General features: G+C 39.2%; 11 protein-coding genes. 3 read left to right on the forward strand and 8 right to left on the reverse strand.

Annotated features, from left to right (window positions below; all coding sequences use genetic code 11):
• Positions 1–3: 3 nt before the first annotated feature.
• The 4 genes from FM107_RS12870 to FM107_RS12885 form a co-directional block, all read right to left on the reverse strand.
• Positions 4–531, reverse strand: coding sequence for a rod shape-determining protein MreD (locus FM107_RS12870; protein WP_086948914.1), 528 nt, complete (start codon positions 529–531; stop codon positions 4–6).
• Complete coding sequence (gene mreC / locus FM107_RS12875; RefSeq protein ID WP_086948915.1) at positions 524–1,360, reverse strand: rod shape-determining protein MreC; 837 nt, start codon at positions 1,358–1,360, stop codon at positions 524–526. The genes FM107_RS12870 and mreC overlap by 8 nt, the downstream gene beginning before the upstream one ends.
• A 90-nt stretch (positions 1,361–1,450) precedes the next feature.
• The gene (locus tag FM107_RS12880) at positions 1,451–2,473 is read right to left on the reverse strand and encodes a rod shape-determining protein (RefSeq protein WP_086948916.1); all 1,023 of its coding nucleotides are present in this window, start codon (positions 2,471–2,473) and stop codon (positions 1,451–1,453) included.
• Positions 2,474–2,623: 150 nt separating this feature from the next.
• Positions 2,624–4,282 (reverse strand): M1 family metallopeptidase, encoded by a 1,659-nt coding sequence (locus FM107_RS12885; protein WP_086948917.1) that lies wholly within the window; start codon positions 4,280–4,282, stop codon positions 2,624–2,626.
• 355 nt (positions 4,283–4,637) lie between these two features.
• On the opposite strand from FM107_RS12885, the gene FM107_RS12890 reads away from it, so the two are divergent.
• Together FM107_RS12890 and FM107_RS12895 are read left to right on the forward strand one after the other, a co-directional pair.
• The gene (locus FM107_RS12890; protein ID WP_086948918.1) at positions 4,638–4,880 is read left to right on the forward strand and encodes a hypothetical protein; all 243 of its coding nucleotides are present in this window, start codon (positions 4,638–4,640) and stop codon (positions 4,878–4,880) included.
• 157 nt (positions 4,881–5,037) lie between these two features.
• Positions 5,038–5,217 carry a hypothetical protein gene (locus FM107_RS12895; RefSeq protein WP_086948919.1) on the forward strand — a complete coding sequence of 60 codons (180 nt, stop codon included), beginning with the start codon at positions 5,038–5,040 and terminating at the stop codon, positions 5,215–5,217.
• A 131-nt stretch (positions 5,218–5,348) separates the two neighbouring features.
• On the opposite strand, the gene FM107_RS12900 is transcribed toward FM107_RS12895, so the two are convergent.
• The 4 genes from FM107_RS12900 to FM107_RS12915 form a co-directional block, all read right to left on the reverse strand.
• The gene (locus FM107_RS12900) at positions 5,349–7,160 is read right to left on the reverse strand and encodes a glycoside hydrolase family 15 protein (protein ID WP_086948920.1); all 1,812 of its coding nucleotides are present in this window, start codon (positions 7,158–7,160) and stop codon (positions 5,349–5,351) included.
• A gap of 47 nt (positions 7,161–7,207) precedes the next feature.
• Positions 7,208–9,403: a bifunctional alpha,alpha-trehalose-phosphate synthase (UDP-forming)/trehalose-phosphatase gene (locus FM107_RS12905; protein ID WP_086948921.1), complete on the reverse strand. Its 2,196-nt coding sequence runs from the start codon at positions 9,401–9,403 to the stop codon at positions 7,208–7,210.
• Positions 9,404–9,812: 409 nt separating this feature from the next.
• A complete protein-coding gene (locus FM107_RS12910; RefSeq protein WP_086948922.1) occupies positions 9,813–10,004 on the reverse strand; it encodes a cold-shock protein in 192 nt (63 codons plus the stop codon).
• A 54-nt stretch (positions 10,005–10,058) separates the two neighbouring features.
• A complete protein-coding gene (locus tag FM107_RS12915; protein ID WP_086948923.1) occupies positions 10,059–11,195 on the reverse strand; it encodes a DEAD/DEAH box helicase in 1,137 nt (378 codons plus the stop codon).
• 531 nt (positions 11,196–11,726) lie between these two features.
• Between FM107_RS12915 and FM107_RS12920 the strand changes: the two genes are divergently transcribed.
• The gene (locus FM107_RS12920; RefSeq protein WP_086948924.1) at positions 11,727–12,524 is read left to right on the forward strand and encodes an undecaprenyl-diphosphate phosphatase; all 798 of its coding nucleotides are present in this window, start codon (positions 11,727–11,729) and stop codon (positions 12,522–12,524) included.
• Positions 12,525–12,851 lie beyond the last annotated feature (327 nt).

Genomic DNA, 12,851 nt, shown 5'->3' on the forward strand with positions numbered 1-12,851 from the left:
TATTTAAAAACTACTTATCCGTGATTTCCTTCTGTATGTCAGTAAACTGATCAAGAGCAGTATACATACGGTAAATATACTACTTAAAATTGTGCTTGCTAAGGTGTGGAGAAAATTAGAAAAAGAAAATGTTTCTATCATATAAAGGAACAGGTGGTGAATCAAGCTTCCGAAAAATATATAGGAGAGAAACCATTTTGTTCCCATTTCCCCAATTGAGGGCGTATTGAACGAATCTTTGATCTCCACATCGAGCGTTATCTTGTGGAAGAATATTCGGAATAATGCCAGTGCAGTACATGCCGCTGCATGTACGCCGACAGAGTCATAAAACGCATCCACTGTTAACCCTGTTAAAAATGCTAAAATAAATAACATGAGGTTTGATAGCGCTATTGGTAACAAGAAGACGAATAGTATGTATGGGAATCCTGCAACAAAATTATAATATCCAATATTCTTAAAAAGGGCAATCTGTAGTAGCAGAAGTACAATAAAACGGACGATATTTGAAATAAAAACCTTACTCATGATCTTCAGTTGTTACTTCTACGTTTGATTTCTCTTCAAGCATTAAGTCTCGCACGATGTAGACATGGCTGAGGTTCGCAAAGTCAGTTGAAAGTTTAATCTTTAGGTCGAGGAAGCTCTCGCCGGATGTGAGCCCCGTTTCTTCAATTTTGCCTACTTGAATACCGGATGGAAATAATGAATAGCCCGAGGTAAAAACTTTTTCGCCTTTTTTGACTTGAACATGGTTCGGAACGTCGCGTACAGTGCCAAATCGGGGGTCAATATTGTTGCCCCATACCAGCGATCCGAATACTTCTGAACTATCCAAAGTTACTGAAATGCGCGTATCGGGGTGTAATAACGATTGTACAACGCTGAAATGCGGAGAGGTTTGAAGGACTATCCCAACCACACCATTTGATGTGATAACTCCCATGCCTTTTTCGATACTATCCAAAGAACCTTTATCAAGTGTTAAGTAATTGCTTTTTTGATGGATACTATTATTTGCGACGCCTGCAACTGTAAATTCATAACGACCTTGTTGGATTGAATCAGCCAAGAATACCGAGTCTACCGTCGAGTCAGCGTGTAGGATATTTTGGATCTGTTGACGGAGAAGTACATTTTCATCGGCCAGTTTTCTATTTGTTTCATCTAGAGCAAGGTAACTTTTCCAAGAATTCACATTTTGATAGAAACTCCCAACCACCACGTTCGAAGAGTTGACGAATGAAGCACGTTGGAAAGTATTATTGCGAACTACAAGGACGATCGAGATCGCAAAAAAAAGAATGAACCAGAATATAGCATTATATCTTACAAGAAATAGCCAAAGGTTTCTCATTCGTATTCGTTTACTGCTGCTAACAAATACGCGATATAGAGTACTAGTAAGCCTTTCTATATCGCGTATATGTAATTAAGTGTCAATTCTTTATTGCATCAAAAATTTGAAGCGTCCAATGTTTTTTAATGCGATTCCAGTACCCCTCACGACTGCGCGAAGTGGATCTTCGGCAACATGGACGGGTAGCTTTGTTTTTGCTTGTATGCGTCGATCTAGCCCACGGAGTAGCGCGCCTCCTCCCGTAAGGTAGATCCCTGTTTGGTATATATCGGCCGAAAGTTCTGGCGGAGTAATCTCTAAAGCTTTTAATATTGCTTCTTCAATTTTTGATATCGATTTGTCTAAACAGTGTGCAATTTCGGTATAAGAGACCGTAATTTGCTTCGGTATCCCCGTCATCAGGTCTCGCCCTTGCACTGCAAAATCCGCTGGCGGATCTGAAAGTTCAGGTAAAGCTGCCCCAACTTCAATTTTTATCTTTTCTGCGGTACGTTCACCGATCATTATATTGTGTTGACGCCGAATATATTGTACGATGTCCGAATCAAAATTATCACCCGCAACACGGATAGATTGATCACAAACTATACCTGAAAGGGCAATTACCGCTATTTCCGTGGTACCTCCCCCGATATCGATGATCATATTTCCTACTGGCTCTTCCACGTCGATACCAATACCTACCGCTGCAGCCATCGGCTCGTGAATTAGGTAGACTTCTTTTGCTCCGGCAATTTCCGCTGAATCGCGTACTGCACGTTTTTCAACTTCCGTGATGCCAGATGGGATACATACCACCATGCGTAAGGAAGGGAAGAACCAAGATTTACCATTATTTACAAGTTTAACCATTCCACGAATAAGATGCTCGGCTGCCGTGAAATCAGCAATAACACCGTCACGTAATGGTCGCACAGTTTTTATATTGTCGTGTGTTTTACCTTCCATTTGCATGGCTTGTCGTCCGATCGCAATTACCTTATTGGTGGTACGATCAAACGCAACAATAGAAGGCTCATCCACTACTACTTTGTCATTATGTATGATTAGGGTGTTAGCAGTCCCCAAATCGATTGCAACCTCTTGCGTAAACCAGTTAAATAACCCCATTGAGTTTGTGTTGTCTTGATTTCAAAATTTAATGCAAACCTAATTAAAAAAAATGGTTTTACCCGCTTGTTCTATAGGAAAAAATGATACCCATCGTAAATCATTAAATGAATGAATTTAGCATTATTGGCTAACGTGAAACCGAGGGCTTTATTGTTTTAGTACACCGATATAATAATTAAAAGTGTCGATTTCTAGACTTTCTAAATCCTCGAGTTTCAATTCTACAGGTGTAAAAGCCGAGCTGATCTCAAAACGTTGTAAAGTACCGCCTTTTACCCCCATGTGTATGGGCATTTTAAATTGATTGACTTCGCTTATCCATCGAGCCATCAACTGGTTGTTGTTGTCTAATTTTACCTCTAAAGTGGGAATAGATTTATACTGCACGTATTGTTGGAATACTTTCGTTAAATCAAATCCACTTTTTTTATTGACATAGTTTACAATATCTGCATAATTAACCGTTTGGTGGTAAAATGTTTTATTTAATCCTCTGAGTATGCTTCGCCATTTTTCATCATTCTGTATGATGGTGCGTATCGTATTCATTAAGACGCCGCCTTTGATGTACATATCACCGGACCCCTCTTTATTCACGCCGTATGGTCCTTGAATAGGAGAATCATTTAGTATACCTTTTCTATTACCATGCACGTACGCCTGACTGGCTTGCTTTCCGAAATGGTAGTCGATAAAAAGGGCTTCCGAATAATTAGTGAAGCTTTCATGTATCCACATGTCTGCTAAATCTTTCGAGGTAATGTTATTTCCAAACCACTCATGACCGGACTCATGGACGACAATAAAGTCCCATTTTAATCCCCAACCGGTGTCGGAATTATCACGTCCTAGGTATCCGTTTTGATATTTATTGCCATAAGCAACAGCACTTTGATGCTCCATACCTAAATGTGCTGTTTCGACGAGTTTATATCCATCACGATAAAAAGGGTATGGTCCGAACCAATGTTCAAAGGCTTGCAGAGTTTGAGTTGCATTTTTTTTCAAGTGCCGAAGTTTATCCTTATTTTCATTTAAAACGAAATAATCAAAAGTAAGTGGGCCATCTTCACCTTGATAAATTTCCTCCGTGTGATAGTAATCCCCAATATTAAGCGCGACGTTATAATTGTTGATTGGGTTGGATACTTTCCAGTGATATTTGGTGTAATCACTTCCGTCTTTCTCTGTTTTTATAAGTCGCCCGTTGGAGACGTTCATTACACCATTTGGAACGGATACAGAAATGAGCATGCTATCGACTTCGTCCGATTGGTGGTCTTTATTTGGCCACCACACACTAGCGCCTAAACCTTGACAAGCGGTGGCAACCCATGGTTTTCCTTGGCTATCTTTTTTCCAGTCAAAACCACCGTCCCACGGTGCGCGGGTGGCAGCAATGGGGGGTCCGGAATAGTACACTTGGAACGAATCCACTTTTCCCTTTTCAATAATGGTTGGAAATTCGACGAAAACTGCATTGTAGTCTCGGGTAAATAGAATCTCCTTCCCCTGATACATTACTCGGTCCACGGAAAGGTTTTCGAAAAGGTCAAATTGTAATTTTTGAAAATCTTCCGTTGCCGTAAACTTAAAAAGGTTGCTCCCGGAAATGGACTTATGCTCGATGTCTACTTTCACATCCAAATGATAATAATGAATATCGTAACACGTGCGAAGAGGGGTAAGGGTACCGCGAAGTGAATCAGCCTTGCTAAATAAATTGCGTGCTTTCAGCAGCTGCGCCTGCGCATGAAAAGTAAATGCATATAAAAGTAACACGAGGAGTCCTGTTGTTTTTTTCATCAGCTTTTTAGAATCTTTTAAGTCAACTTCAAATATAAATACCGAATTTAAGAAAACATCAGTACATGTAAAAAAATGATCTAATATGAGCAGAATTGGTTAAAATGTGAGCGAATCCAACTGTATTACGAATGGAAATCCGCAGGCGTCGGTATCGTTTTTTGTTAAGTTTTAAAGTATATCTGTTTAAGTTTCTTTTAATAAGATGCATATATGTTGTTTTGGCTCATGTACTTCCGTTTTTTAGTGAGTGCATGAAAACAAAGTAAACATTTTGCGTATTTGAAGTGTTCTTATTACAAGTTTTAAAATTTAAATGAATAGAGTAGTTAGATGCACTTAAAATAGAAAAGATATGAAAGTATTGAGCAGTTTTTTTTTCCTAGCTTTAGTAGTAGCGTTAGCTTCTTGCAGTAACGCAGGTGACCAGACCGATAATACAGAAAACCCGGGACCGGTAAGCGAAATGGATCAATCGAGATATAATTTGAATCAGTCTGATAAATCGTTGTATGGTACTACGGATACGCTAAACGAAGATTCCCTGTCACGAGATTCGCTGGATCGTCAGGATTCATTGCCTGAAACTTCCGAATAATTCTTATTATACAACGAGGTTGAATCTAGTTTATGTCGAGCTACAAACAATTGTATCGTTAAACTGTTCTTTGCATAAGAGAAACGTGTACCGACAGCCAAGACTTAAACGCGTCAACTGGGCATTTTGATCGCAATTTAATTAAAATTTGAACGTTATGGAAGAGCAAAATGATAAATTTAGTGAGGATTTAAACCGGGATAGTACCCCGCGTACTGAAGTTCCTCAGACGGCAAAAGATCAATTAAATGATGAACCGGCAGCTAAAACGATTCCATGGACAATGATTATTGCTATTGCGGTTTTGTTGTTGATTTATTTTCTATTTATTCGATAAGCGGAAAATAGTGTGCGCTATTAATCCGTAAAGTTAAGAATCAGTACTGCATAAGCCGAAAATTGTAATATATTTCGGCTTACGCTTATAAGTAAGGAGCCCTGAATCCGTCCTCCGTCACTCGAGGTTTATTACTCGTACAAGCTTTCAAAAAATGCCGGACTATCTATTTTCATGGCAATTCGATAGGCTGCATTTACCAAACCTACATGGCTATATGCCTGCGGAAAATTTCCCCATTGACTGCCATCATGGTCGTTCACATCCTCACTAAAGAGCATCAAATGGTTTCCGTAGGAGAGTAATTTTTTAAACACGTCCTGCGCTTCATCTAGACGGCCGACACATGCTAAAGCCTCAACGTACCAAAAGGCGCAAACTAAAAATGTTGCTTTTGGTTTTCCGAAATCGTCGCTGTGAAGATACCGGTAAAAGAGTCCGTTTTCCCCTTTTAATTCTTTCTCGAGTTCTATTAAATGTTTTTTTGCCTTTTCACTTGCAGGATCGAGATAATTCATCATGATTAACTGCAAGGTTGAGGCATCTAAATTATTTCCCTCTGCCGCATTTGTGTATGCTTCGCGTCTGGGGTCATAGCAATCTTCAATATAATTTGCAGCCTTCTGGCGAAGTGTATCCGCTCGTTCATGTAGGTCTGGAAAATCGTATTGTTTGGCAATTTTCAGCGCGGCAGTTGCGCCGGCCCATTGAAATAGATTTGAGTAACAATGACGATTCTCGAAATTTCTGAATTCCCAGATACCTGCATCAAATTCATCGATAGTGGACTCGATTTTATTGAGTATAAATGTTGTCCATTGTTTGGTGAATGTATGGTTTTGATGTCTAAAACGGTGGTCTGTGAATAGTGGAAGTAAAGCGATCATGGCCTGACCATATACATCGTTTTGAATGTGTTCAAAAGCTTGATTTCCAACTCTTATGGGTTGGTTGTTCAAATATCCTTTTAAATGGTCGAGCGTTCGCTCGGTAAGGTCGTGTTGCCCCATGATTCCATAAAGTGGTTGCAATCGACCACGGTCGGTTTGCGTAATATTTGCAATATAGGCGGCATATTTCTCCATTTCTTCAAAATGACCAATGTGGCTAAGAGCGGTAAGTACATAATAACTGTCGCGCAGCCAACAATAGCGATAATCCCAGTTTCGGCCGGAACCCGGAAATTCGGGTAAGCTTGTTGTGCTTGCTGCGATTATTGCTCCCGTATCTTCATATTGATGAAGTTTTAGCGTCAGTGCCGAGCGTATGACCTGCTTTTGGTAAAACGTCGGTATGGAAGCGTGTTTCACCCATAATTGCCAGTAATGCTTGGTGCGCTTTAGGAAATCTTCAGAAGTTCTTTCAATAGGAGCCTCGAAGGGACTTCCGTAGGTAAGAATCAAGTAAATAGGTTTGCTAATCACATAGGGGGTGTCGTCGAAGATATGGCTAATAGGCATGTTCGTCGATAAGCGCATCTTTACGTCAGCATTTTCGTATTGAATATGGTTACTGCCTCGATGCTTTGTAAACTTCCCTTTTCCATAGTTGAAAACTGGTTCGCAGACAACACGCAGGCGAGGGTGCCCAGAAAGGGGTTCGATCTTACGGATTAAAGTCAGCGGTTTAAAATAACGCTCGTACTGTTCAAATCGGGGAGCGAAATCTGTTACTTTATACTGTCCGTCCTCACTATCTACGACTGTGCAGAGTATATTCGTGTTCTCCGTATAATGTTGATTACTCGCTACGATTCCCGATTCGGGTTTGACTGAGAATTCCCCCCCAGCTTGCTCATCAAGCATTCCTCCAAAGACAAATGTATCCTCGAACGTCGGCCAACATAACCAGCTTATGTTCGTCGATTTTTCAACATGGGCGATATAAGAACAATTGCCAATTATACCGCTGTCGTAGGTGTGCCTTTTTTGGTCGTGCTTCATATTATAATGTTTTTAATTATGTGATAAATAGTAAGGTTTATCCGCTTTTACTCATGACTGTTGGATGTAAAATGTGCGATCAGCGCGATAGCTTCTTTTTGGTTTTCGACGTAAAACTGTGCATCTGATTTTTTGTTTCCCACTTTAACTGTGACGGCATATTCAGGAAGTGCACAAAACATATCTTCATCCGTTGCATCATCACCGATCGCAAAAATAAAATCTGGTTTGAAAGGATTTACGATTTCCTTTGCTGCGCTGCCTTTGTTTAATGCGCTATTTTTTACTTCAACAACTTTATCGCCAAATAGTATTTGGAGGTTATACTGTTTGGTCAGGTACTGTAAATTATCATAAAGTTCTTGTGCCCGTTGTAGCCCCAACCCAGTTTGCGCTTTTCGATAATGCCAAGCGAGTGAAAAGGATTTCTCTTCTACACTTGCACCCGTGGTGCGATTGGCATATTTATCCATAATCCTTTTGACGGGAATTTTCCACGTGTTCGACAGATTATCTTTGGATGTCCAATTAAAATCCGGGAAATTCGTCCATGCACCATGTTCTGCTACTAAGAAGTAACCTTTATTTTCAAACCAGTTTTGCAGGGCCAATTGTCGACGGCCACTTATTATTACGATTTGATTGGCCGGGTCATCCTGGATGCTATTTAATAAATTATATAACGATTCCGTTGGCGTTGCTTTAGCTGCATCTTTTTCAAAACCAACTAGGGTACCGTCGTAGTCAAAAAAGAAAAGGCGACGCTTTGACTCCTTATATCGCGCTATAATTGCATCCCTTACAACGGGGCGAATCCGGCGATTCATTTCTTGTTTTTGCTGAATTTTTGATTCACGTAACCGTTTGAAAAATATCTTAACCCAGTGATGAATATTAAATTTTTTGACAATTTCAATACTCTCATCCATCCGGGTACGCTTTTCCTCCTCAGACATTTCAATGGCCTGTTTTAATCCGTCACGGATTTGTTCAATCGAATTCGGATTTACTTGTATTGCTTCCTGTAGATCTTTTGACGCGCCGGCCAATTCGCTTAATACCAATACCCCATTTGTTTCCACTTTACTAGCTACATATTCTTTACATACTAAATTCATACCGTCGCGCAGCGAGGTGACTAGGCAGATCTGAGCAGAAACGTACAGTGCCGATAGTTCTTCTACTGGGAATGAGTTATAAAAATATGCGATTGGAATCCATTCATTACTTCCGTAGACGGCGTTTATATGTCCTACCGTACGGTCGATCTCATCGCGTAATAGCTTGTATTGGGAGACGGTGTCCCGTGAGGGGACGACTAGCATATACAGAATCACTTGTTCTCGGAATTGAGGATAGGTCTTTAACAAACTCTCATAGGCTTTTAAGCGTTCAATTATCCCTTTGCTATAGTCAAGGCGATCAATCGATAAGATGATGATTTTGTCTTTGTAATAATCTCGAATTTCTTTTGCCCTTGCACGTATCTGTGGCGAGTGGGCTAATGTGTCAAATTTTGTAAAGTCAATCCCCATTGGGTAGGCCTCGACCGATACGCTACGACTATTAATATCTATGGAATTATTGGTTACGACTTGTCCGAGTATATGCTTACAGGAATTTAGAAAGTGTTGCGTGTCGTTATAGGTATGAAATGAGATCAGATCCGCACCGAGTAGACCTTCAAGCAGTTCGTCTCGCCATGGGATGCCTCGGAGTACTTCATCGGGCGGAAAGGGGATATGTTGAAAATAACCGATGGCGATTTGTTCGTGATTTTTTCGAACTAATTTGGGGAGAAGCATCAGTTGATAGTCATGAATCCAAATTTCATCACGTTCGTCAATATGCTGTTGGTCTAATATTTCCGCAAATTTTTGATTGACCTGTTGGTAGCACTTCCAGTAGTCGATATCGTATACCGCGTAGGATAGGCGGTAGTGAAATACGGGCCAAAGGACTTCGTTAGCGAATCCTTCGTAATAACCTTGAATTTCCTCTTCGGTAAGAAAAATGGGAATTAGATTTTCCTCGGTGAGTTTCTCGCGAATCATGATTTCTTCTTCCTGCGATTCTGGCGTAAACCCGGGCCAACCGATCCAAATATTGTTTTTTTGCTTGTATATCGAGCCTAGCCCGGTCGCTAATCCGCCTTCACTGGGTAAAAAATGCAATTCGTTATTACGTCTTTCGATTCTAATGGGTAGTCTATTCGAGATAATTATAGTTTTTTTTTCACGCATAATTGCTAAATGATACAAGTTAAGGGCGTCAAAGTATTTGAAACCTTTGACAAAACAGGTATTTGTTTAACAGATGGGGCAGCGAAAAGTTTCAAAAAAACTGAAATAGACGAGGTTTTTCGATTCAGGACTTAATAATATTTATGGAAACCGTATTTTTTTGGTTAAAGGGTGTCTAAAAGGTGCGTATAATTTGTGAAAAGAAATGTATTGCCACAAATCACAGGTTGGATTGCAGTTTTGCTCTCTTTTTTATAGGGTTGAGAAGAATAATTGTTGTATTTGTTTGGAATTTCGGTTCCGAGTTGAAAAAAAATAATACCGTGGGGACGGGAGGGGATTATTGCAGGTCAGAATGGTAATTAATCCAAGAAGTGGATAGTTTACCCACTTCTTGGATAAGAATTGACTAAATAACTTTTACTTTGACAGCGTTAAGTCCTTTTTTGCCATTCTCTACTTCAAAAGATACGTTATCGTTCTCATAGATTTCGTCGATTAAACCTGATGTGTGAACAAAAATATCCTGACCTCCGTCTGCTGGAGTGATGAATCCGAATCCTTTTGTAGGGTTGAAAAATTTAACTTTTCCTTCTTGCATGGTATTGTAAATTAAAAATAAAAAAAATTGTTATTATACTATAATATCTGTACGTTAAGCGCTGTTTCTCGTTTGAGTTAGACGCGCAACTTTAATTTTATTGCCAATAAGTTTTTGAATGCTGTCAAGGCTTTTCCGTTCTTCGCTACTACACAAAGATACGGCGAATCCTGTTTTGCCAGCACGTCCAGTACGACCTATTCGATGAACATATGTTTCAGAGACCTCAGGTAGTTCATAGTTGATTACATGAGGAAGTTCTTCAATATCAATACCACGTGCAGCAATATCTGTTGCAACTAGGATTTGAATTTCTCCATTCCGGAAATCGGCTAATGCCTTTTGTCTCGCATTTTGTGATTTGTTACCGTGGATAGCTGCTGCAAAAAATCCGTGTTTCTTCAAAACTTTGACTAATCTATCAGCGCCATATTTTGTTCGCGTGAAAACTAATGATTGTTCAGTACGACGCCCTCTAAGAATTTTTACTAAGAATGCTGGTTTGTCGGTTTTTTCCACCATGTAGACCGATTGTTCGATCAAAACGGCAGTGGAGGATACCGGATTCACATTAACCTCTTGGGGTTGTCTTAAAATAGAGGTCGCAAATTTCCTAATGGAAGCAGGCATCGTTGCCGAGAAAAATAATGTTTGTCTTTTTGTTGGAAGAAAAGCAAGTATTTTCTTTATGTCGTTAATAAAGCCCATGTCAAGCATGGTATCAGCCTCGTCAAGCACTAAAATTTCAATTTCTTTTAACGAAATTTGATTTTGTCTAGCTAGATCCAACAATCTCCCTGGGGTTGCGATAATGACATCAACACCTTTTTTCAAAGTTGCTATTTGGTTTACTGCAGATACACCGCCAAATATTAATGCTTGGCGTACTTTCAGGTGTTTGCTAAATGATGTGAAATTCTCGCTTATTTGCCCAGCTAGCTCACGCGTTGGTGTTAATACTAAAACGCGTGGTGACCTCCCGCCGGCGGTATTATTTGCCGTAATTCTTTGCAAAGCAGGAATTGCAAATGCTGCTGTTTTTCCGGTTCCCGTTTGTGCGCAACCAATAAGATCACTCCCGGCTAAAATGACGGGAATTGCTTGTTGTTGTATTGGGGAAGGGGTATTGTATCCTATTTCCTGAACGGCCTGTAGGATAGGTTTTATAATTTTTAAATCTTCAAATGTCATGTGGATTGTTAAAAGTGTCGCATCTAGTCTGTGAAAAGTGCAGATGCGTAAGCAGGGGTAGAGATAGGTATATCAATACTGCTTTTTTGAAAAAAGTGTTGAAGTTCTGCAAGGTTTATATTGCCGTTGCTAATGCCCAAGTGTATGACGTTATTCATTTATTTTACTAAACGGGCCACTGTAAAAGCGTATAAAGAATGAAAATATATGTAACATTTTCATTCAGAAGCCGCAGAGGCAGAGCCTTGTTCCCAGCAAAGGTACTTAATTTATTTGTAATCAATCTATTTATTTTAAAGTTTTCAAGAAAAAGCTGTCATAAGAGAACAAAAAGAAGCTTCAAAAATCTATATTTCTTTGGTGCACAGAACCTTTAAATTCCTGTTTATGAGTTTTGTGTATTTTGCTTCGGGGCTTATTTTATTACCTGATAGCTGCATTGACACCAATGATATTTCTAACTACTAAGTTTCCGTTGGAGACGAGATTCGAATTTAAACCAATTTATTAAACCCTGACAAGAAGTAAATAATGGATATTATAGACGCCATCATCCTCGGTATTATACAGGGACTTACTGAATTTTTGCCAGTATCTTCAAGTGGTCATTTAGAATTAGGGAAGGCCATTCTAGGCGACCAATCAGTTCCTGAAGAAAGCCTTCTTTTTACGATTGTTTTACACTTTGCAACCGCATTAAGTACTATTGTTGTTTTTAGGAAAGATATCGTAAGCATTGTAAAAGGTGTATTAAAATTTGAATGGAACGACGATTTACAATTTATCTCAAAAATTGCCTTTTCAATGTGTCCTGCTGTAATGGTTGGAATATTTTTTGAAAAGCAATTAGAATCTCTTTTTAGCGGTAATATCATGTTGGTAGGTTGCATGCTTATAATTACAGCGATTCTATTATTTTTTGCGGATAAGGCCAAAGATACTGATAAGAAGGTGTCATTTACAAATGCCTTTATTATAGGTGTTTCTCAGGCAATTGCTATGCTGCCAGGTATATCACGTTCTGGAGCCACCATATCTACATCTGTATTACTTGGCAACGATAAGACGAAAGCAGCTCGCTTTTCATTTCTGATGGTAGTCCCTTTAATTTTAGGGAAAATAGCTAAAGATATTTTAAGTGGCGAACTTACTTATAATAGCGAAAACTTCATACCTCTTAGTATTGGCTTTATAGCCGCATTTATAGCAGGATTATTTGCTTGTACTTGGATGATTGCTCTGGTAAAAAAGAGTAGACTCTCATATTTTGCAATCTACTGTATTATTATTGGCTTAGTTGCAATTATTTATTCTTTAGTAAATGTTTAAAATAATTACTTCTGATTATCAATGTTTAAGTTTTAACTGTTAGAGAATTCACTAAATTTCACTTCGTTCCAAGTTGTTAATATTTCGATGGAATACCGAGGTGACGGACTAATACCCTTTATCAAACTCGAACGGAAAATTCTTTTTCGTGAAAGCGATAAAATCAAGATGCTGTGGATAATGTCTCGTCCTAGAAAAACTTTACAGATTTAACCATTAGTCCTAGAAAGATCTTACAGGTATTTACGGTAATCCTGCACATAGCTGTAACTTTTCCGTTTTTCTTTGGGGCGTTCTTTTTAAGGTTTGCGGACGAGCTTGAATAGA

The organism is Sphingobacterium sp. JB170, assembly GCF_900163865.1.
Classification (GTDB): Bacteria; Bacteroidota; Bacteroidia; order Sphingobacteriales; family Sphingobacteriaceae; genus Sphingobacterium.